This window comes from Pseudomonas promysalinigenes, assembly GCF_014269025.2.
Lineage (GTDB): Bacteria > Pseudomonadota > Gammaproteobacteria > Pseudomonadales > Pseudomonadaceae > Aquipseudomonas > Aquipseudomonas promysalinigenes.
In genome coordinates this window covers 1733670-1754406 of the sequence record NZ_CP077094.1, presented here as the reverse complement: position 1 = coordinate 1754406, position 20737 = coordinate 1733670, and the positions used below count along the sequence as shown (strand labels likewise).

Annotated in this window: 18 protein-coding genes; 8 read left to right on the top strand and 10 right to left on the bottom strand. The window is 55.4% G+C overall.

What is annotated here, in order from left to right:
- Nucleotides 1–478 precede the first annotated feature (478 nt).
- From HU725_RS08090 to HU725_RS08080, 3 genes are all read left to right on the top strand, one after another.
- Nucleotides 479–1060, top strand: a complete 582-nt coding sequence (locus HU725_RS08090) for a hypothetical protein (protein WP_186476788.1) — start codon at nt 479–481, stop codon at nt 1058–1060.
- A 322-nt stretch (nt 1061–1382) separates the two neighbouring features.
- The gene (locus tag HU725_RS08085) at nt 1383–2096 is read left to right on the top strand and encodes a hypothetical protein (RefSeq protein WP_186476787.1); all 714 of its coding nucleotides are present in this window, start codon (nt 1383–1385) and stop codon (nt 2094–2096) included.
- 14 nt (nt 2097–2110) lie between these two features.
- A complete protein-coding gene (locus tag HU725_RS08080) occupies nt 2111–2941 on the top strand; it encodes a hypothetical protein (RefSeq protein ID WP_186476786.1) in 831 nt (276 codons plus the stop codon).
- 175 nt (nt 2942–3116) lie between these two features.
- Here the strand turns inward: HU725_RS08080 and HU725_RS08075 are convergent, their stop codons facing one another.
- The 4 genes from HU725_RS08075 to HU725_RS08060 form a co-directional block, all read right to left on the bottom strand.
- Nucleotides 3117–4274 carry a hypothetical protein gene (locus HU725_RS08075; RefSeq protein ID WP_186476785.1) on the bottom strand — a complete coding sequence of 386 codons (1158 nt, stop codon included), beginning with the start codon at nt 4272–4274 and terminating at the stop codon, nt 3117–3119.
- Nucleotides 4275–4278: 4 nt separating this feature from the next.
- The gene (locus tag HU725_RS08070) at nt 4279–5016 is read right to left on the bottom strand and encodes a hypothetical protein (RefSeq protein WP_186476784.1); all 738 of its coding nucleotides are present in this window, start codon (nt 5014–5016) and stop codon (nt 4279–4281) included.
- 26 nt (nt 5017–5042) lie between these two features.
- Nucleotides 5043–6193 (bottom strand): IS3 family transposase gene (locus tag HU725_RS08065; protein ID WP_186476783.1). Its coding sequence is split into 2 segments (ribosomal slippage): nt 5043–5956 and nt 5956–6193, totalling 1152 coding nucleotides; the frame shifts between segments, so codons are not numbered across the junction.
- A 41-nt stretch (nt 6194–6234) separates the two neighbouring features.
- A complete protein-coding gene (locus HU725_RS08060) occupies nt 6235–6387 on the bottom strand; it encodes a hypothetical protein (RefSeq protein ID WP_186476782.1) in 153 nt (50 codons plus the stop codon).
- 338 nt (nt 6388–6725) lie between these two features.
- Between HU725_RS08060 and HU725_RS08055 the strand changes: the two genes are divergently transcribed.
- Complete coding sequence (locus HU725_RS08055; RefSeq protein WP_021783265.1) at nt 6726–7163, top strand: acetyltransferase; 438 nt, start codon at nt 6726–6728, stop codon at nt 7161–7163.
- Between the two features lie 54 nt (nt 7164–7217).
- Here the strand turns inward: HU725_RS08055 and tnpC are convergent, their stop codons facing one another.
- From tnpC to HU725_RS08025, 6 genes are all read right to left on the bottom strand, one after another.
- Complete coding sequence (tnpC, locus tag HU725_RS08050; protein WP_186476781.1) at nt 7218–8753, bottom strand: IS66 family transposase; 1536 nt, start codon at nt 8751–8753, stop codon at nt 7218–7220.
- Between the two features lie 63 nt (nt 8754–8816).
- A complete protein-coding gene (tnpB, locus tag HU725_RS22885; RefSeq protein WP_003189483.1) occupies nt 8817–9152 on the bottom strand; it encodes an IS66 family insertion sequence element accessory protein TnpB in 336 nt (111 codons plus the stop codon).
- Complete coding sequence (tnpA, locus tag HU725_RS08040; protein ID WP_021783263.1) at nt 9149–9469, bottom strand: IS66-like element accessory protein TnpA; 321 nt, start codon at nt 9467–9469, stop codon at nt 9149–9151. Before tnpA ends, tnpB begins: the two co-directional genes overlap by 4 nt.
- A 654-nt stretch (nt 9470–10123) precedes the next feature.
- Nucleotides 10124–11788 (bottom strand): UvrD-helicase domain-containing protein, encoded by a 1665-nt coding sequence (locus HU725_RS08035; protein ID WP_186476780.1) that lies wholly within the window; start codon nt 11786–11788, stop codon nt 10124–10126.
- The gene (locus HU725_RS08030) at nt 11785–13740 is read right to left on the bottom strand and encodes an ATP-dependent nuclease (protein WP_186476779.1); all 1956 of its coding nucleotides are present in this window, start codon (nt 13738–13740) and stop codon (nt 11785–11787) included. The genes HU725_RS08035 and HU725_RS08030 overlap by 4 nt, the downstream gene beginning before the upstream one ends.
- A 404-nt stretch (nt 13741–14144) precedes the next feature.
- Nucleotides 14145–16826, bottom strand: a complete 2682-nt coding sequence (locus tag HU725_RS08025; protein WP_186476778.1) for a UvrD-helicase domain-containing protein — start codon at nt 16824–16826, stop codon at nt 14145–14147.
- A gap of 482 nt (nt 16827–17308) precedes the next feature.
- Here HU725_RS08025 and HU725_RS08020 point away from each other — a divergent pair, with 482 nt between their 5' ends.
- From HU725_RS08020 to HU725_RS08005, 4 genes are all read left to right on the top strand, one after another.
- Nucleotides 17309–17587, top strand: a complete 279-nt coding sequence (locus HU725_RS08020) for a DUF3892 domain-containing protein (RefSeq protein ID WP_176507740.1) — start codon at nt 17309–17311, stop codon at nt 17585–17587.
- Nucleotides 17588–17711: 124 nt separating this feature from the next.
- A complete protein-coding gene (locus HU725_RS08015; RefSeq protein ID WP_186476777.1) occupies nt 17712–18332 on the top strand; it encodes an SLATT domain-containing protein in 621 nt (206 codons plus the stop codon).
- Nucleotides 18325–19608 (top strand): SMODS domain-containing nucleotidyltransferase, encoded by a 1284-nt coding sequence (locus HU725_RS08010; RefSeq protein ID WP_186476776.1) that lies wholly within the window; start codon nt 18325–18327, stop codon nt 19606–19608. Before HU725_RS08015 ends, HU725_RS08010 begins: the two co-directional genes overlap by 8 nt.
- A 256-nt stretch (nt 19609–19864) precedes the next feature.
- Complete coding sequence (locus tag HU725_RS08005) at nt 19865–20635, top strand: DUF1889 family protein (RefSeq protein ID WP_186476775.1); 771 nt, start codon at nt 19865–19867, stop codon at nt 20633–20635.
- The last annotated feature ends 102 nt before the right edge of the window (nt 20636–20737 follow it).

Sequence of the window (20737 nt, the reverse complement as noted above, 5' to 3'; positions counted from 1 at the left end):
CCCTCTCACGGCCTGCCCGCTTCACGCACGACCTGCCAAACGTAGTAGCGGTATCGATGCCACTCTGAGGTGTGAGCCTGCGATCCTCAAAGCTTTGATGCCGAAAAGAGCCAGACTCCGCCTGCCGGCGAGCTCCTCTGCAGCAGCAGATGCCAAAGATCAGGCCCGTGCCTCTGCGGCCAGCACACCCCGCAACCTGGCTAAATTTGGCATCCCTACCCCAAAGCAGTTGAGCAGGTAGGGGCGCTGATAGAGCGCTTGCACCCAAATTCGAAGCCTTGCTATGCTGCCGATCAGGGCCAAGTGCCCAGGTTGCCGTATACCGCCCCGCTGCGTTGGGAGAGTACGGTGTTGTACGTGCTTACCACATTACTCCCCGTGGCCAGCCCGGCTAGCAGCAAGCTCAGCAAAGCGCGTCTGATCTGCAAAGATCTCGTCTAACGAGTGCTTTTTCGGCCATGACACCGGAGTCAATGTCATGCGTTTCAACGCCGAAACCATCCTGGAAACCTTTAAAACCACCAAGGTTGCGGATGCCCCAAAGCTCAAACACACCCAGTACCTTCGTTACCTGGCTCAGCGCCTGGGCTACCAAGATTATGAGCACTTCAAGCGCTGCCTGAAGACGGCGCCGTCCGACCGCCTCGGTGACTTTTACACAACCCTCATGAAGAAAATCTGCGCCTTACGTGTGCCCGAAGAGGGTATCGCACATGTGCGGCTCAGTCATTTTGACGGCAAGTCGATCGGCTACGACTCCTACTTCATTGGATGGGATAGGAACGGGAAGGAGGTTCGTATGCCCAATCCTGGTTACGAGCAGCTGGCGATCATGGACTTCCGCGCGTTTTATGAAGAGCCGCTCTATGTGATCGAGACCGACGCTGAGCTGTCAGCCTGGCAGTGGAACTGGGGGTCGTTTGCAGCCGTCCCAGTGGCGCTAGCAAAAGCCAATTTCCCCTCACTGTTCCTGAAGGAGCACTTGGTCGTCACCGATCCTCCCCTTCAAAAAATCAAACGCAGAATTCGTCGCGCGCAGAAGAAGAGCGGCCTGATTTAACCCTCCAGCGGGCGATCAGTCGGTCGCCCGCCTCTATCCTTTCGCAGCCCATACCTTATCCATCCGGACAGCATCATAACCCTGCCGCGGGCTCTCATTTCGCTCCTGACAAACAGGGCCACTTCATTCCCAGCTTCTGACCAGCCGCGATCAGACAACTCCTTCCAGGCCTGCGGAACAGCAAGATCCGCCAGGCTCAGTGCCGATTGCTGAGTTTCGCGTAACCATGCTCAGAGGTAGGTCGTAGCGATCAAAATGCACTTCTCCCCGATCAGGGTTACGATGGCACCAACGACCCATTTGCGGCAGACATGAGGGATGCATGAGCGATATTGGATCAGCGGGCGAACATTTCTTCATGGGGTTCTGCTTCGCCGATGGGGTAAACGCTAACAAATGCGGTGCAGACAAGAATGGTTGGGACGTCATCGTGGAGGTTGACCAGGATCCGCGCCAACTCAGCCAGCATACGCTGCATGAGCCGATCATCACTGCGAAGGTTCAGGTCAAGTCCACTCGCAAGAAGTCACTGAAGGTCGACGTCACCCTGTCCAACCTGCGGAAGATGGCCACGAGCCCCTTACCAACATTCTACGTGCTTCTGGACTTTTCTGAGGGCGCCCCTCCTCGACGAGCGTTTCTGCGCCACATGGATGAAGCGTTGATCAAAGAGACCCTTGAGAGAATCAATGCGCTGCTCGTAGAGGGGAACGCGCACAAGCTGCATAAGAGCACCATGCGCGTCGATTTCGAGCAGGGTCGGGAAATTGCACTTAATGATTCCGACACCTTTAAGCGCGCAGTGCTTGCCGCTGTTGGTAGGTCTGCATCTGGATATGCTGATCGGAAATCGGCTTTCTTGAGGGACGTTGGTAACAGCGACGGCTCTCACCTGCTGCGCTTCGAAATCCAAGGCATAAAAAGTCTAACGGCCCTGGTCAACGCGACATTAGGCATGGGGGGACGATCCCTCTGCACAGCATGCAAATGTCCACAAAGCGCTTTGGTATGGAGGATCCTGGCAGTCGCAGCATGAATGAAGGAGGGCTGATGGAACTCGGCCCAATAGCACCTACCGCCCAGGGAACACTGACCTTTCGTGACCCGGCTACCGGGGCAAGTACGCAGGTGGCGGCTTCGGCATACATGAGTCCATTACATCATGCGCTGCCTAAACACCTCAGAAAGATCCGCTTTGACTGTGGAATGTTTGACTGGCTAATCAACGAGGATGGATCCGACGCGCGATTTCAAACGACGCTCGATCCAAATCGACCTGTCCTGCTCGATGATCTCTGTAATTTCCTCCAAGTCATGAGCCTGATCCACGAGCCAGAGAACCTCATCGTGGAGCTCGACATTCCGGGCTTCCATCATTCAGCCACCATCAGAAATGGCACAGGGGTGATGAACTTCTCTTCCCTGCTTGAGGCAGCTGACCTTCTGGCGAAGACCAAGGGCTTTTTCCAGGATCGAGGAGCACTTGAGGTATCGGTAACCGAACTAATGCAACTGCACACCGAGGTGCGAGGGTTGACAGCGTATCTGCATAAAGAGGCGACCCTCGACCTTAAATTTCTGATTGATGAACAGCCCGACCTGAACGAAGCCACGTGCCTGGTTCCACTCTCCCTGAAGGTAGGTACTCGCTATTACATCGCAGTGGTTGCTGTATCGGGCGAATTGGGCCGTGCAGAAGATGGCCGATATCACGTGTTTTCGAGCCACTATGAAATTCTTTACAAAACCGTGCTGCGTGCGCAGGAACTGAGCAGGGAAAAGGTCTTGCAGCAAATAGGGGTGATCACTGAACGCTACGCGGCTCCGCTACCCGTCGTGAATCTCATTCCTGCGATGCTTAATCTCGACCTACCTGCATAGCGGCCTCCTCCACCTGCAACCTCCGCTCAGGTGCAGGGGGCGCGTGAGCGCCGCTACCCAGCAGGCTTGCTGAGCACAGAAGAAATCCTGGCGCTCATTGAGCCCTTCACGAACATGAAAACAGGAAGGAGTACACATGTACTCCACCCCGTGTCAGCTTCCCTCGCCCGTCAATTCAGAGCTCACTGATCCGCCGTTCTCCCGCCGCGATCATCTTGGTGATGAAGTCCGGATCGTCAGATGTCTTGGGCACGTGTGATGAGCTGTTGATACGCATCAAGTGAGCCTTGATCTCATGAGCAATACGCGCCGCGTCTTTTGCTGACCACCACTGAGTGAGCTGCTCAGCAATTTGATCGGCCCCATAGCCAACCTTGGCGATCTCCAGCAAAAGCCTCGTCGTCAGCCTGAGGTGGCTGTCAAAGCTTGCGAACAAATACTGCGACTGCAACTGATCAGGATCCTGGTTGACCAGCCGAATGAATTCACTCAGGTGGGTGATGTCCCAGGCCGCATTCCTGACGCCTGCAATTGCAGCCGCACGATCCTTTGAGTTCTTGTCTTTGAACACATTCTTGCGTGAGGGTGAATGCGTCCCCAGATAGACGCAGGCCAGCATGACCGCAGGCCCCGCGAAGACAAAGTCATCACGCATCCAATCCAGAAGGTGAAGCATCTTGTCCAATGCTTTGCCCTTGGCATAATCGAGTTCCAGGATCTTCAGCGCAGCGATGTAATTCCTGTTCCACCGCTTTATCGGCCTGGCCATGTCAGGCAGGTGCACCGGGTGAGGCGCGTAGGTGCGCGATACCCCATCGCACCGTCCTAGCGCTACATTCAGCATGTCTTGGGGCGGCGCATTATCAGCGGCCCTGAACCAACCCAGCTCCTGCTCCGCCTCCTCATTACCGGCACGATGGGCCAGTTCGTGGAACGCAATGCCTGGCTCGAACTGGATTTCCAAGAGGTGAGCGAATGACAGCAATGCAGCACAGTGTCGAAGCTGCTTGTCGTTTACTGTTTTTCTACCCTGGGCCAACTGGGCCATACGAGAGGCGATGTTGCGATCCGGCAGGATGAACGTGTTCACGCCCTCCTGTTGGGCGTAAACATAGCCGACGGGGTGGTACAAGCCGACCTCAGGTGGAATGAAACTGGGCAACAGGAAATCAGCATCCCGCAGCAGTGGAATCACCCGCTCCAAGTCATCGATCGGATAATCGTGCGGTACCACCCATTGGAAGGGCTGCTGCTGACGCGACTTCATAGACTCACTACCAACTTTCAACTCCCCATATAACCTTAAGGCGACTGATAACGAATTATCGCCCATGCGCTCACTCTTTTGGATACTCGTAGGCTTCAAACGCCTGTGGCCGCATTGAGTGCCCCTGGAGAATACCAAGCTCGTCGCACTGCTCACGAAGGAAATCCAGCTCTTCCTGGGTCGCAGGCTCCGGGAACGCCATGTAGAGCAAATCCTGTGAGGAAGCACGGGAGGAGAAAGGTTCAGACGTAAGCCCTACCACTTCAACGATGTCGGGATACCTCAGCCGTAGACCGTGACAATAGGTGGCGAGAAAATCGGCACGATCCTCCCTGAAAACCTGATAGTCCACTGCTTGGTCACGAGGCACGATCGTGAACACGTAGAACCGCCCTTTCACCGTTGGACTTGGCATGATCCGAGTCGACTGACTTCCCAGGGGCACAGGTTGCCGGAGCAGATCATGAAGCGCGTCACCCAAGACCCGACGTGCAAAGCGATTCTCCATCGCAAGCGCCCTGACGAGCTGTTCCTTCTCATCATTTGTGTAGTTTTCACCGTCCACTGCAACGGCTTCATCAGAGCGGATGTATTTGGATTGAACCTCGATGATCTCGTCCCAGAAGTAACTGAGACGGTTGGCTTCATTTCGGGCTAGCCGCTCGGCGCTTGAATTGAAAGTTTCCCAATCGCCCTCGGCGAGCACAATCATGCTTGAGGCGGGAAAATCACGAGGTAGTGTGTGCTTCCCCTCGTGCATGCTGGTTTGGTAGAGCGTGATGAGCTCTTCTTCGCCCGCAACGCTCATGCACTGTGTGAATCGCCCCGGGTTCCCTAGACACTCTCCAAGCTCAGAAAATAGCGTTTCTCATACTCTACTGGCGACAGCTGCATAGCACTGCTGTGTCGACGCTTGGGGTTATAGAACATCTCGATGTAATCGAAAATATCACTTCGGGCTTCGTCACGCGTTGCGTAGATCTTTCGTCGGATTCGCTCCCGCTTCAAAAGCTGGAAAAAGCTCTCGGCTACGGCATTGTCGTGGCAGTTTCCCCTTCGGCTCATGCTACTGATCACATTGTTGGCTTTCAGGAAGCTTTGCCAATCTGAGCTACTGAACTGACTGCCTTGGTCTGAGTGAATCATCACTTGCTGCTGTGGCTTGCGTCGCCACACGGCCATCAGCATGGCGTCGATGGCTAGGTCGCTGCTCATCCTGGGCTTCATTGACCAACCAATGACTTGGCGAGAGAACAGATCCAGCACTACCGCCAGATACAGCCACCCTTCGTAGGTGCGGATGTAGGTGATATCGGTCACCCAGACCTTATTCGGCTCACTGACCTTGAACTGCCTGGCCAGATGGTTGGGCGATGCCGCTTTTGGTTTTCCGCCATAAAACCCAGTACGACGGCGATAGCCCGTTTGAGAACGCAGCCCCTCTGCCTGCATCAAGCGACCGACTCGATTTCGCCCACAGATCTCTCCTAGCTCTCGCAGGTCATCGTGAATCTTGCGATAGCCATACACGCCGCCGCTTTCTAACCAGGCCTGCTTGATCAAACCAAGCAGGCGCTGATCTTCTTTGGCTCGGGCAGATTGAGGCTCGGCCAGCCAAGCGTAGTAGCCGCTGGGATGCACCTTGAGGGTTTGGCAAAGGCGACGCACTGGGTAATCCGTCGAGTGCTTGTTGATGAAGGCGTACTTCAGCCGCACTCCTTGGCAAAGTACGCGGCGGCCTTCTTTAATATGTCTCGCTCTTCTGTCACCCGCTTGAGTTCAGCGCGCGGCTTGCGCAGTTCAGCCTGCTGATCATTGTCTTGCTGACGCTGCTCTTGGGGCTTGCTGTAGACCTTGATCCAGGCGTAAAGGCTGTGCACGGACATGCCCAGGCGCTGGGCGACCTCGGCGACAGGTTTGCCTTTTTCGGTCACTTGCTTGACCGCTTCGATCTTGAATTCTTCGGGGTAACGCTGACGACTCATGGCACCTCCTATTTGGGCCTCATTATGAGGCTTGGGGGTGTCTACGAAACCAGGGGCGATTCAGTTTTCCAGCCCGGCCCTTTCATAAATGCCGGGACGTCCAGCTTCACCTTCACCAACACAAGCAGTACAAAAGCCACCCCGAATGCGACCAGCAATGCCTTGTCCCGATATTTGTCCCACCAATCCAGCATTGCCGTTTCTTCCTTCACCCAAAGAAAAGGGCCCCGCAGGGTAAGCGTCCGAGTAAGTCACCGTAAGCTCCTGACATCATCCGGTTCTAGCGTCCGGCGTGAGATCCCTACCGGCCCGGCCACCATCTGTCAGGTATGCTTCCACCATTCCCTTCCGTAATTTTTTTTGACACCCCCAAAGCCTCTCAGTATCGTCCTTCCTCCCTCCTTTCCGGCTACCTCTGCCGTGAACCGCCCAGGCGTTAACTCGCGAAGCGGTCATACACGTTGCCGACACTTATACGGTCGCTATCTACTAGCGCGCCTCATTTCCGATATCAAGTGTAAAGGATGATTCTATGATCATTCGTCAGGCTACTAACGCCGACCATCCGCAACTGCTCAACATTTGGCTGCGCTCCGTTCGCGCCACACATCACTTCCTGCAAGAATCCGATATCGAGGCATTGCTTCCTCAGCTCCGCGATATTTACCTACCCGCTGTTGAATTATGGGTTTCGGTAGATGCCGAGGACTGCCCGCTAGGGTTCATCGGGCTCAATGAAAACCACGTAGAGATGCTCTTCATCGAACCAGATCTGCGAGGGAAAGGGATTGGCCGCGCACTGCTGGATCATGCCCGCAGTTCGCGCAGTCAGATGAGTGTTGATGTGAATGAACAGAACCCTGAAGCGGTAGGGTTCTATTTACATTACGGGTTTGTTCAAACAGGTCGTTCTCCGCTAGATGGCGAGGGCCGCCCCTTCCCCTTGTTGCACCTGAGTCTGCCCGGCTAGGGCTGTAATCGTGAATCGCTCCTAAGCTTCTGCTTCGGGGCGATTCATTATTCATCAGGCCGGCATCCATTGATTGGGTAGCAATTGCCCGATATCACTGGCTCGCTGCGTCGGCAGCCGGGTCAGCACATCTCTGAGATAGGCATACGGATCATGCCCATTCATACGCGCCGATTGGATCAGGCTCATGATTGCAGCCGCCCGTTTACCACTGCGCAGCGACCCGGCAAACAGCCAGTTCGAGCGCCCGAGTGCCCATGGCCGTATCTGGTTCTCGACCTGATTGTTGTCGATGGGTACAGCTCCATCGTCCAGGTAGCGCGTCAGCGCTACCCAGCGTTTCAGGCTGTAATCGAGGGCTTTGGCCGTGGCTGATCCGTTGGGCACCATGTCGCGCTGGGCCAGCATCCAGTCATGCAGTTTTTTGCTGATCGGTACCGCCAACTTCTGACGTGTTCGCCACCGATCTTCATCACTCATGTCCCGCGCCTGGCGTTCGACCTCGTACAAGCCGCTGATCGAGTGCAGCGCTTGTTCGGCCAACTGGCTTTTGTTCGCGACATGCAGATCGAAAAACTTGCGCCGGGCGTGGGCCATGCAGCCGATTTCAGTGATGCCTTGCTCAAAACCAGCTTTGTAGCCTGCGAAGTCGTCGCAGACCAACTTGCCGCTCCAGTCGCCCATGAAGTTACGCGCATGTTCGCCGGCACGACTGGGGCTGAAGTCATACACAACGGCTTTCAGTGCTGAAAACGGGGTGGTGCTGTACGCCCAGACGTAGGCCCGGTGGGTTTTCTTCTCGCCTGGCGCAAGCATTTGCACCGGTGTTTCGTCGGCGTGAATCACACCTTGGTTCAGCACCGCTTCACGCAGTGCATCGACCAGCGGCTGGAGCCGCACGCCGGTTTGTCCGACCCACTGGGCCAAGGTCGAGCGAGCGATTGCCAACCCGGCGCGGCCAAAGATTTTCTCCTGCCGGTACAGCGGCAAGTGATCGGCGAACTTGGCTACCATGACGTGGGCCAGCAAGCCTGCGGTCGGGATGCCTTTGTCGATTACTTGGGCCGGTACCGGCGCCTGGATCAGTATTTCGCACTGACGGCAGGCCCATTTGCCACGCACATGTTGCTCGACCGTGAACACGCCGGGCGTGTAATCCAGCTTTTCGCTGACATCTTCGCCGATGCGCTGAAGTAAGCAGCCACAGGCGCACTGGGTGTTTTCGGGGTCGTGACGAATCACGGTACGCGGAAACTGCGGCGGCAATGGCGCACGTTTCGGCGATTGTCGTTGCTCGGCCTGTGATGAGGCTGGGAGGAGTTGTTTCAGCTCGGCCTCGATAGCTTCAAGGTCTGTATCGAGCAGGTCATCCAACAAGCTGCCTTGCGCCGGGCTGATTTGCTCGCTGCGCTTGGCAAACTTGTGGCGTTTGAGCAGGGCGATTTCGTAAGTGAGCTGCTCGATGATGGTTTCATCGTTCTGGATCTTTCTGCTCATCGCCTCGACTTGGGACTGCAACTGCAACGCCTGTGCCGCCAAAGCACGAAGCTGTTCCGGGGTCATTTGGTCGAGGTTGTGCGAGAAACTCATGCCGCCGATTGTGCCAGAGCAAGCTTGATACGACGACAAGCAGACCGGCCAAATGGCCGGCGGTTACAGCATGCTGATCACGCCGCCTGAGCCGACCCGCTGCCACGGCAGGCCCAGCACCAACGCCTGGAGTTGCTCGCTGTCGAGTTCGACCTCACAGCCATGGCGAATGCCGGGCCAGTGAAACTTGCCTTGATTCAGTCGTCGCGCGGCAAGCCAGACACCCACGCCATCGTGTACCAGCACTTTCATCCGGTTAGCCCGGCGATTGGCGAACAGATAAGCGCAGTGCGGCTTCGCCGCACCGAACACCGCGATCACCCGGGCCAATGCCGTTTCGGTACCGGCGCGCATGTCCATCGGCTCGGTGGCCAGCCAGATTGCATCAATGCGGATCATTGAGCGACAGCCCGGATAAATTGCGCGCAGCCCTCGGGATCTGAGGTTGGCCATTTCACTGTGATCACTTGGTCGGCCATGGGCAACTCGATGATCACTGACGCTTCGGCTGGCCGTTTAGGTGCGGCTTTTACCGGGACGAACTCCGGTAGTGAAGTCGCTGCGGGCTGATCTCGGTAGAGCGGCAGCCATTTGCGGATGACGTTGGCATTGATACCGTGGCTGATGGCGACTCTGGAAATGGATGCGCCAGGTTGCAGGCATTCCTGAACGACCTGGGCTTTGAATGGTTTCGGATAAGAGCTTCGTTGGCGCATGGAAATCCTGGCGATAAGGGTGATCGCGTCCGCTTAAAAATACGCGGACACCATCGCCCTTAAAGCTGGCGTTCGGAAGGTGAGTTCACCGGACGCTTACCCCGCAGGGCCCATTTGCACTCAAACTGACATGATACTGCCAGCCCAACCGGATCAGCCAGCTCGCAGGATCTCACCTACCAGCACGCCCAGTGCTGGCACCTATGACCAGGTTCGGCAATCGCTGGAGGACTACCTCGCGCCGTTCAAAGGTGAAGCCCTAATGTGGTGCTCCTGGGGTGATTACGATGCCAAGCAATTAGCCATGGATGCCGACCGGAACAGCTGCGAACCCATGCTTGCCGGCCTGGCACACACGAACGCCAAAAAGTGGCACTGGAAAGTGCCGAACTGCCGTGCAATGGCCCTCCGGCCTGCAGTTGAAGACTGGGGCATCGAGTGGTCAGGCCAGTATCACAGAGGTACCGATGCCGCTCGAAACCTGCCCGGATGTTGGGGTTGAGGCATAGACCTTGAGAAGCGCTTGTAGGAATTGAAAGCCCCGGATCTGTCTCAGGCGGAATTTTCAGGCAGCTAGCCGTTTCACGGCAACGATCAACCAATACCTGCGTAGGTTGGGATGGCGCTGCGCGGTTTTCCGATCGTTTCCCATGATCAGTTAGAATGAGTAATCCAAGGGATAACGTACTCTAGGAATTCAGCTTGGGCTGTGCGGGATACCTTCCAGTGGTTGACCTGCCCGAGATTGTCCCGATGCCCCGCCGTTGTCACCACGAGTCTTCGCTCTGCACGTGATACGCCAACAAAAAATGTGCATCGGCTCTCATGGAGGTCACCGAAGTAGGCCTGACTTTCTACGCCAAGCAATACGACTGTGTCGAACTCCAAGCCCTTGCTCTTGTGCACGGTGAGTATACGTATCGACTGGTCATTTGAGAGCTGGGCCAGCGCTTGAAGAAGGTCGGGTTCTCTGACCATGGCTTCGTCAATGTAGGTTTTGACGCTCTCGATGAGCTCGCGTAGATGCTCTCGGGACTGGTAATCATGAGACAGGCCGGCCAGTAACGTCTGCCCCACCATGCTCAGAAACTCTTCCAGGAGCTCCCACCGCTGAGCATACGTCTTGCCAACCATATCAGCCGCGGCCGACTTGCGCGCCTCTTTGACATAACGACTCCAATTGCTCTTGAGCTTACCGTCGGCGTCGTCCTCCGAAGGAATGATCCGGCGAGTTAGACGCGTCCAAGCCTTGGGCTCTCGCAGGCCATAGATACAAAGCAGGTAATCCACGATGACCTGGGCAATAGGCTCAGTGGAGATGTCCTGTGCCTTGTTTTCGTTCCGATAGCTGATACCCCAGCTCTCCAGCTCGGAAGTCAAACGCACGCAGTAGGCCTCGGGCTGAGCACGCGTGAGTATCGCGATCTTTGCGGGTGCGATTCCCTCAACGTTGACCCAATGCGAAATTCGCTCGGCGAGGTCACGGGCCTCATCTTCGCAATCGGCATAGCGCAGCAAATGAATCTCACCCCCTTGGCCACTGAGCAAATTCCCAGGCATTTCCGATGCAGGATCGAGCACTTTGATGATGTCGTTCTGAAGCCTAAGCAGGTGAGGCAGTGACCGAAAGTTGCGGTAGATATTGAGGTGTCGCGCATCGAAGTCTTCGACGAACCTAGCGAACACACCATCCAAGGCACCCGCCCATCCCATGATCTTCTGCTTCACATCCCCTACCGCAGTCACGCGGCGACCAGCCCCTACGAAGAGCCTAGTCACGAGCTTGTATTGTTCATCCGTGCAGTCCTGGAATTCGTCCAGGAAGACATCGCTGTACGTTTGGCGTATCGCGTTGATCGCCGGCGGATAGGCGTCAAGAATCTTGATGGCGAGTGGGATGAGTTCTTTGAACTCGGTCTGCACGGGATGAGCCTTGCCCTTGGCAACAACCTTGAAGTTCGGGTTCAGCGCATCGGTGCCTGTCAACACGGGTCGGAACCGCTCGACAATTCTCTTGGCCAAACCATGGAAGGTATAGCTGTCGAAGCGACCCGCATAAGCGGCGCCGCACCGACGCCAAACACGTTCCTTCAGGTTATTGCTGGCATCAACTTTGAAGGCGATTGCCAAGATACGCTTTGGATAACGGCATACACCGGTTGTGAGCAGGAAGTCGGCCCGCTGAGCGAGAAGTTCGGACTTCCCTGAGCCTGGGCCTGCCGTCAACGCTACACAGCGTATCTGCTCCCTTGCTGCGGTATCTGCATTAGGCTCAAGCACGATTCCGTCCGATGGCGTCCACTCCTCGACCCTGATCATTCGTGGAGCTCCCCAGCCATTTTGATCACATGCTTGACGAGCCGTTTGAGAGATGACGGCATGCCTTGCCGCAGGTCTTCATCCGTGAGCCTTGAGAGCGCCTCAATGTGCGATTTAGGCTTGCTATCTACCTTGAAGAGCTTGTGGTAGGCAGCGAAGTACTCTCGCTCAGAAACGCTGTACTGCTTCTCATCGTAGAAGCTTTCGCCTAATACAGACCTGAGTTGACCGACCTTCGGTGTCACAAGGTGCTTGGCCTCGATACCGAACGCTTCTGGAAAAGCGCAGAGCATGGCGAAATCCAAGTCCATAGGACTGGAGAAGAACACGTTAAAAGGTTCCAGCCCTGCGATGTATGACCTGTAGTCACGGCTCTTCTCAACCTTGAGAATCTTGTAGTCCTTGCTGTTCCACGCGGGAATTTTATCCAGCTTTTCCGCCGGGATGTAGCTCTGGTTGGGCTGATGGAGATTGAGCTGTGTTGCCACATATTTGATCCTCCCCCACCCTCCGCCATGCCGCGCCACGTCGAGATCCAGCAATGTCACGTAAGGAATTTTCAGCTCGCTCAGGAGACGCCAGAAGTGGTTCACGTGGCGGCCACCTAGCGGTGCAATGCACACCGCGGCCTCATCCACCATAAGTCCCTCTGCAGCGAGTAAACGAGGCAATACAATCTCCTCGCTATCACCCTCTCCTAGCACCACTAACCTTGAGAAATAAATTTCGGGAAATGCCTGAACGGCTTCTCTGACGAATTTGTAGGCTTCGCCATGCTTGTCTGGTGGCATCTTGATCTTGGTCACGACCGTGCAGCGTGACTCATCAAGTCTGAGGTAACGGATCTGCTCAGGCTCGACGCGTCGCAGCATGGATGGAGCGTGCGTAGCGATCATTGCCTGAGCGTCTGAATTTCCTCTACCGAGCACCAGTTCCTTCAGTGAAGATACGATCCGGCCCAGATAATGTGGGGACAGGCTGTTCTCGGGCTCTTCCAGAGCGATGAGGGTGAACACGGCAGGCTTAAGCTTATCCATGTCGAATGAGTCATCATCGCCTTTAAGCACTGCCCTTCCGATGGCCTGGGAGGTGAGCACCAAGGTCAGATAGAGCATCGATTTTTGCCCATCGCTCAGACGAGAGAAGTCGACTTGCTGCTCGCCGTGACCGGGGGTAAAGGATACGGAGAGATGCCTAAGCAATGCCTCGATTTCATGAGTGACGAACGTCAGGCTTGGGTCTTTAAAAAACTTACCTTTGTGTAGCCTGCCCCAGGCATTGGCGATCCCATCACCGAGGTTGATCACTGATGGGTTGGTGCTGAGGCTCTCGGAAATATCGGCAGACAGCTGGCTGATCTTTTCGCGCTGCTCCGCCCAGTTCACAGCCCGGAGTAAGCGACCAAGAAGCGCATTTGTCCCGTAGGTGATGTGTTCAGCCGGATCACGTCGCGCGGGCAGGTAGTGCACCTGGATCTGATTACGTTCATCGCGCGGTACCGGGGAAGTAGCTACTGGATTGCCGTCTTCGTCGACTTCCGACACGTAGCGCAGGCTCTGCTCGATCTCATCGTCGAGCCCGAGCGAGGCATCCAGGCGGTAACGCACACGGGGCACACCGTTGATGTTATCCAACCGCATGTGCCCAAAGTTGCACGGGATGGTCGGGTGTTCCTGGGTCTCATCGGCGATCTCTGGGAAGTAGAAATCCGCCTCGATCCACAGCGTGCGCTCATCCGGCCTATGTTCTTCGTCATGCGCAACGAAGAAGTCAGACTTGCGCAGGCGTCGCTGATTAGGATCAATCGAGAACAGTCGGCAGAGCGCCTGCAGCGTTGCTGTTTTACCGGAACCGTTGGGGCCAATCAGGAACGTCAGTTTTCTGAAATCGACAGTGACCGGTTTCGCACCAAACGATTGAAAACCACACACGCGCATCTGCTTGAGTATCAACGCTCGAATCCCTTCTGGCTAACCATGACCGGCGGCCCACGCACTCAGGCACGCTCTGATTGAATAACGCTGCAGCTGGCCAATCCTAGCCCAGCCCATCGTTACGTGGTAGCCAAATAGTGGCTCAGAAAATTTCAGCCATCACACTCACCAATCGTTGGCAGCCGGGGCAGTTCAGCGAACAAAATCAGATCGCCAACTTACCCCACCGATAGGTGTGGAGACCGACCATGCCGATCGCAGCAGGGCCGTCCCCATCAAACCTACTAAACACCAAAAAAAGCCTGCGCTCTGCCACCTGGCAAGCCCAGTCGGCGTCAAGCGCTTTCTCTCCAACAATGACTCTCGGTCATGGGCCAGTGCTTCCCGTGACCGTAGTATGGATTTAGCGGCAGACATGAACCTTAGGCCCGATAATTTTTCCTGCTGTAACGCTTGCCATAGTAACGAGTTTTTTTGACAGGCTTCTTCGCAGGCGGCTTGTAGTCGCACTCTGGGAAGTTATTGCACTTTACGAATTTACCATTCGTACCGTCTTTCACCACCAGGTCACCGATGGTACAGCTCGGACACGGATTCAGCCTGACCGTCGTGCCATGGATGTCCTCCACTTGCAGTGCACCATCCTGCACCAGCTCCTTGAGAAACACCGACACCTGCTTCTGAACGGTGTACATCAACACGGTGCGCCGCGCTCGGGTGAGCGCCACGTAGAACAGCCTGCGCTCTTCTGCGAATTCATACGCATCGCCTTTTGGCATGACCAAGCTCAGCACGGGATCATCAGTCATGGTACTTGGGAAGCTACGCCCTCGTTTCTTGCTGACCATCGCAGGCAAGATCACATAGTCAGCTTCCGTTCCTTTCGAGCGGTGGACGCTCAAGAACGACACTTGAATGTACCTCCCAAACCTCGCCCGCCAACCCGTTGGCACAAAGCTTTCTTCGTCGTTGTAACGCCCAAGGATGCAGACTTTGATTAAACGATCCTTGGCTTTTGGGATCGAGCCATCTATCAAACCTGCTACGAGGCTTTCCAGGAACTTCACGATTGCAGGCCCAACACTGTCCATACGCGGCAGCATCACTGCTTGCGCAGCCGGCCCAACCGCGGGCGTTTTCGAGTACACCGTTTTGGACAGCTGCACCGGATTCTTGCTCACAAATCGACTGGATACATCACAGAGGGCTTGAGGGCATCTGAATGTCTGCTCCAATTTCAGCAACTGCCCGGAGCCGAAGAATGTTGTGAAATCCGTCATCACCGAGACGTCGGCCCCGGCAAACCTGTTGATCGACTGCCAGTCATCGCCTACCGCAAAGAAGTGACGCCCTGGTGCGCTCACCAGCGCTCTGCACAGGCGCGCCCTGGCCCTGGAAGCATCCTGGAATTCATCCGCCATGACCAAGCGGAATTTAGGCAAGCATCGGCCTTGTTCCACATGCTCAGCGGCTTGAACGAGCATGTCTTCAAAATCGAGACCACCCACGCGCTTAAGTTCTGCATCCCAGGCCTTCATCACAGGCCAGAGGATGTCGAGAAACATCCGGTAGCGATGCTTGAACACGCTCGCAGGTAACTCATCAACGCGGGCCAGCAGGTCTTGTTCCGTCAGGCAGTTGCTCTTCACATGAGCGATGAAGGTGCGGATTAGTCCAATGAGCTTCATCGCCGACAAAGGCGGTTGACGACCCGGTGGCACTGGACGATCAGGATTGGGATCCAGCTTGATCCCTCGACTGGTCAGCTCACGCGTAAGGTGCTCAACCCAGGTGTTTTCACGGATTTGATGCGAGGTCGTTTCGATCAACCGGGTACCGTGCTCGCGATGGAGCGCGCGCTTCCAAAGCGTTTCCTTCAGATACCCTTCGAAGTGCTCAGGTGGCTGCCCATGCTCGTTCAGCGCGAAGTGCTCGTGATACAGACCAATTGCGGGGTAGTAGAAATCAGGATGGTACTGACTGTGAGTCTCGGTGGCGGTGTCATGCTCGTAGGGTCGCTCGTAGACGTACTCCACTCCATTGTAGTGAAGCCAGTTGGCGATCATGCACTCTTCCAGGCTTTTGACCGGATCGCCCTGAATCGGAATGAGGCGACCTGCTTTGGAGTTTTGCTTGGGGGGCACCTTCATCGATTTGAACGCGGGCAGATCGCGACCAAAGACAAGGCGGAACAGATCCCAGCGACTGCGAAAGCCGACCTCGTTCGACTTCAGCTGATCGATCAATTCCTCCAACTTCTCGAAGGCCAGTTTCTCCTTGACTACCCAGTCCGGTACCCTGGGCTTCTTCTTGGTGGCATAGCCGATGATGGCAAGGCCAAGCCGGTGAAATGTCTTCGCCCTAACCTTGACGTTGCCCATCTTCAGTCGCGCAAAAGACTGCTCTGCTCGCTGCGCGAGTTCCTCAGCAGCGTCCTTGTTGAACGCGAGCATCACGATTTCTTTGGGCTGGAAGAACCCACGGTCGATCGCGTAAGCAGCCTTGGCTACCATGGTGGAGGTCTTGCCAGAACCTGCTGAAGCTGCGACTTGCACGCGGTTGTCGAAACAGATAACCGCCCTCGCCTGCTCGTCATTCAGCGGCAACTTTTCCACATTAGAGAGCAGCCATTTCGAGGCCACCAGCTCGCTTTCAGTGTGCTCTTTGTTGATCTTTTTCCAGAGCGCGATCCAATCGCCACGCCAGATGGCCAGCGCACGTTGCACGTCGATGAGGGAAACACCCAGAGCATCCCTAAGCGCTTCGTCTTGCAGCAAGACATCCAGCTCATTATCAGCAATCGGCAAGCTCGGCCTAGCTGCTTGCAACGCGACCTGTTGCTCGTGTGTGACCCATCGGCGCTGGCTTCTTGAATCATTCAAAAGCCGGTTAGCGTCGGACAACCACGAACGTAGAAGAGCGTGCGATGTTCTAAAGCGCGCAATTCGCTCGTCTTTCTGACTCTGGGCCTGCAGGAGATTTTCTGCCTCCTGTCGCTCCTGTGCCTTGATAACGTCTGCAATGACGTCATTGACCCCAGCTACAGATGAGTTTGGCAGCCCGCCGAGGATACCTCCCGCGTATCTCAGGCTACCCCACAGCATACCTCTCGTCGCTACTATCCGATCACGACCACTCAAGCTGATCGCTACGCTTTCATAACCTACAGTCAGGTGAAAACACCCATTCGTGAGTCGCAGCAACCAAGGTGAAGACCCGGTCAGAACCCTGCCAAAGAAAGACGGGCCCCAAACGTATTCCTTACTCAAAAACTACCTCCATCACGGTGGTCATACGCGAGCGGGAAACTGCTCGTGATCTGTGAGGTAGGCATAGATACCGCAAAATGAGATCAAATCCCAATGGCTCATAAAGCGCTGCGACCTAAAAGAGCCTTACAGCCAATAAAAAACATCCATTTGGATAGAAAATTGGCACAAACATATTCAAGCACATGTGTAGATGCCGGCTATTGACTTTATTAACCGTCAAGCTTCCGCCAAATAAAATAAATTAAAGATCTGCCTTGAACTACCAACTTCCGCCCCGATATATGTAACATGCCCTCACCCACGCTGGAGCCGCCATGACAGACGTTTACTACATCAACGGGATCAAACTCGACGAAGATGACGAGCATATCGAATACGTGCGTGTTCGAAAGTCGACTTCAAAAGTGCAGTTCATTATCCCAAGGCAGTTTGTGGTACAACTTATCCAATCCGGCGTGGCCTTCAAGTCCCGTTACCATGACGGCAAGGAGTGGCAGACCGGAGCGGATGTGGATGTATTTGAAAATATTTACCTCCGGGCAAACCCGAACCATAACGCTAAGGACAATCTTAGAAACCTACGAAAGTTCTAGGTTTTCCGTTCAGGAGGCTTGAGGGAAATACGCTGTACTCTCGCCTCCTGCAGTGCGAAGGCTGCCTAGACGGCGCTAGCCCCGCCAGCGCGGCCAAATCATGAGACTTACTGCAGGTAGATTCATGGATCATCAGGTAGCGCTGAAGCTGATCGCCGAAAAGGCTTACGACATTGGTTACACCGCCAAGCTTCATTTCTCCACCTACGACATTGTGGAGAAAGCCCCAGGATGGATCGGCCTGATCTCATTGGTGATTGGCGTGCTAGCACTCTACATCGATTTCTTGGCTGCTAAACACGTCTCGGCGCTCATCACGGTGATCGGTATCTGCAGCCTTTACATCACCTATTACGCCGACTCCAAAGAACGGTACTTTCAGTCTGGTGAAAAACTGACGGGTTTGCTTAATCAACTGAAGGACATGTCGGCACGCTGCAAATCCGACCAGCAATTCACTCCCGCAGATCAAGCTGAACTGGATCGGATCACCGCGGACTTCGGGCCAGCCTGCCAGAGAAAGCACATTCTGTTCTCGGGCTGGCTTGCCCACAAAAAATTCTTCTGGGATCACCAGATCGGCTGGATCGCTGAGCATCGTGAGTTCTCGTTCTTTAGAGACAAGATCCCCTTTTCTGTCTACGCCCTGCTGGTAGTGATCCTGATCGCTGTAGCCGGCGGTTCATGGCTTGCCACGCACCCCGAACTTCTACTCTCCCTGAAGGAAGTCTGCACTCATGAGTAAAGAGCTATTTGAGCAGTTTCGCAGGAACCTGGCGGTCAAGAATGCCGACGAGATTTCCAAGAGCTACCGGCAGATCACCGAAAAGCTGAACGAAAAGTACTACGACAGTACCTCTGACACCTTGCACTGCCGGCAAGTCGGCTCATACGGGCGCCACACTGCCGTAGATGGCGTGAGCGATCTGGACATGGCGTTCGTGTTACCGTGGTCGGTGTACGATCGCTTTCAGCGCTACGAAAACAACAAGCAATCGTCTCTGCTGGGGGAGATCCGGCTGGCTCTCAAAGAACGGTTTCCTACCCACGACGTCAAAGCGCAGCAGCAGGTTGTATCGATATATTTCTCGGACTACGTGGTAGAAGTGCTCCCGGTTTTCGAGCACGACGACGGCAGCTACACCTACCCGGATGCCAATGACGGAGGCAGCTGGAAAAAGTGCAATCCCGTCGCCGAGATTGATGAGATCAACAGCCTGAACCAGGACAAGAACCATAACCTCAAGCGCTTGTGCAAAATGGTTCGCGCCTGGAAAAACGACCATGGCGTGCCGATGAAAGGCATGCTGATCGATACGCTGTGCTATCAGTTTCTCAACAGCACTGCGGACTATGACACCAAGTCCTATGCCGCCTACGGCGAAATGACCCGCGACTTCTTCGCCTACCTGGTCGATATCGACGAGGACAAGGAACAATGGCGGGCGCCTGGCAGTGGCTCCATCGTCACCAAATCAGGCAACTTCCACCCCAAGGCCAAGAAAGCTTTGAGACGCTTGCAAGAGGCCCTTGACGACGCTGAGGTGGCCCATGAGCGGTGGAGCACAGTCTTTGGCGAGCACTTCCCCGAGTACGTCGAGCAGGAGAAGAAGCAGGCGATCGCAGAAAATCGGGTCAAGAACGACGAGCAGTTCATCGGTCAGAAATTCAGACTCGACATCCAGTACAACCTGCGGATCGATTGCTCGGTCAAAAACGAGGGCGACCGGCTACGCAACCTGATGTCACGCGTCATCGCGTATCGTATTCCCAGACAGCGCGAACTGACGTTCTGGGTCTCCGAGATCGATGTTCCACCCCCATACAAAATTTACTGGAAGGTGAAGAACGTCGGGCCTCAGGCTATTGAGCGCGACATGATCCGCGGTCAGATTCGCATCGACAGCGGTTACCGACAGATCACTGAACACTCAACCTTCCAGGGCGACCACTACGTCGAGTGCTACGCGGTCAAAGAGAACATATGTGTTGCTCGTAGCCGGATCGTCGTCCCGATCTGACTGGATCCAGGAGGTGTGCCAGGTGCAGGCAACATGTAGATCGCGCCTGGTAAACCTCCCGCCCCCCCTACAGATGCGCGCTGCTATTCACGATACGAAGCGAAAATGCCCCGCAGGGATCATGGTTGATTCACCGGGGTCGTAAATCAGATCGTGCCGTCGTCACAGGCCATCGCTTGATCTATTGGACGAAGGGGGTGAAGCTCCAAAACCTGAACTGGCCCACATTCGTTGCCACCGTCACAAGGACAAATGCATGCCTGCTGTAAAAAGGATCCTGCTGCCTGACACCAACCAGAGCCCTGAACATATTCTCAAGGGGGTCGGTGTTGCTGATCATCTCAGCGCCTCGTTGAATGTCCCAGACGTCATATTTCTGGTACCAGTCAAAGCCTCCCTTACCTCCGGCTCCCTGCAAAATGCGCTCGGTGACGCAGTCCACGGCGCCCTCGTTAAAGGGAAACCCATCAAGCTTCCTAGTGGTGCCGAGATGCGGTGCGAGACGATGCAGACTCTGCAATGGCTATCGCGGCCGTCCATAGTGATCGCTGTATATGCCAGCCAGAAGATGATGGACAAGGTCGATGCACTGCAGAATGTGACAGCGGTCGTCGCGATCCCTTGGACGGCGGGGGAGATCGATGATTGGGTGCAGACATGGTCACCACAAGTGTTGGGCCAGTCGAGCAAGCCAGCCAAACCAGCTGCCAAACTCATAGCAGACCCAGTCGTTGAGCAAGCGATGTTGTCGCTGACCAAGGTGATCAACAAAGCACACAACATCCTCCATCCGTCTGATGAGGAACACGCAAAGCGAATCCTCCGTATCCTTCGCTCGCGCGACCATCATGAACCTGCGGAAAACATTCGCCGCTGGGCAATCAAGCACGGCTGGCTGCCCAAGGCGGCTGAGCGGCTGGAGACATTGGCTGAGAAAGCGTTCGCCTTGCGTGCAAAGCCGAAGCTCGATAATCCAGAGCATGCTGAACAGAGCTATCAGCGTTGGGCTGCCGCGACTACGCCATGACTACCTGACGCCAATGACGCGAGATGAGTTGGTCTAGGTTGTACCGCCACACGCCGCGCCCAACAGCCAGGGCAACTATCCCCTAACGAAGCCCCTGATACG

Coding starts and splice junctions, on each gene's coding strand:
- HU725_RS08090 (WP_186476788.1), top strand. CDS start 479: ATGCGTTTCAACGCCGAAACCATCCTGGAAACCTTTAAAACCACCAAG.
- HU725_RS08085 (WP_186476787.1), top strand. CDS start 1,383: ATGAGCGATATTGGATCAGCGGGCGAACATTTCTTCATGGGGTTCTGC.
- HU725_RS08080 (WP_186476786.1), top strand. CDS start 2,111: ATGGAACTCGGCCCAATAGCACCTACCGCCCAGGGAACACTGACCTTT.
- HU725_RS08075 (WP_186476785.1), bottom strand. CDS start 4,274: ATGGGCGATAATTCGTTATCAGTCGCCTTAAGGTTATATGGGGAGTTG.
- HU725_RS08070 (WP_186476784.1), bottom strand. CDS start 5,016: ATGAGCGTTGCGGGCGAAGAAGAGCTCATCACGCTCTACCAAACCAGC.
- HU725_RS08060 (WP_186476782.1), bottom strand. CDS start 6,387: ATGCTGGATTGGTGGGACAAATATCGGGACAAGGCATTGCTGGTCGCA.
- HU725_RS08055 (WP_021783265.1), top strand. CDS start 6,726: ATGATCATTCGTCAGGCTACTAACGCCGACCATCCGCAACTGCTCAAC.
- tnpC (WP_186476781.1), bottom strand. CDS start 8,753: ATGAGTTTCTCGCACAACCTCGACCAAATGACCCCGGAACAGCTTCGT.
- tnpB (WP_003189483.1), bottom strand. CDS start 9,152: ATGATCCGCATTGATGCAATCTGGCTGGCCACCGAGCCGATGGACATG.
- tnpA (WP_021783263.1), bottom strand. CDS start 9,469: ATGCGCCAACGAAGCTCTTATCCGAAACCATTCAAAGCCCAGGTCGTT.
- HU725_RS08035 (WP_186476780.1), bottom strand. CDS start 11,788: ATGATCAGGGTCGAGGAGTGGACGCCATCGGACGGAATCGTGCTTGAG.
- HU725_RS08025 (WP_186476778.1), bottom strand. CDS start 16,826: ATGCTGTGGGGTAGCCTGAGATACGCGGGAGGTATCCTCGGCGGGCTG.
- HU725_RS08020 (WP_176507740.1), top strand. CDS start 17,309: ATGACAGACGTTTACTACATCAACGGGATCAAACTCGACGAAGATGAC.
- HU725_RS08015 (WP_186476777.1), top strand. CDS start 17,712: ATGGATCATCAGGTAGCGCTGAAGCTGATCGCCGAAAAGGCTTACGAC.
- HU725_RS08010 (WP_186476776.1), top strand. CDS start 18,325: ATGAGTAAAGAGCTATTTGAGCAGTTTCGCAGGAACCTGGCGGTCAAG.
- HU725_RS08005 (WP_186476775.1), top strand. CDS start 19,865: ATGCCTGCTGTAAAAAGGATCCTGCTGCCTGACACCAACCAGAGCCCT.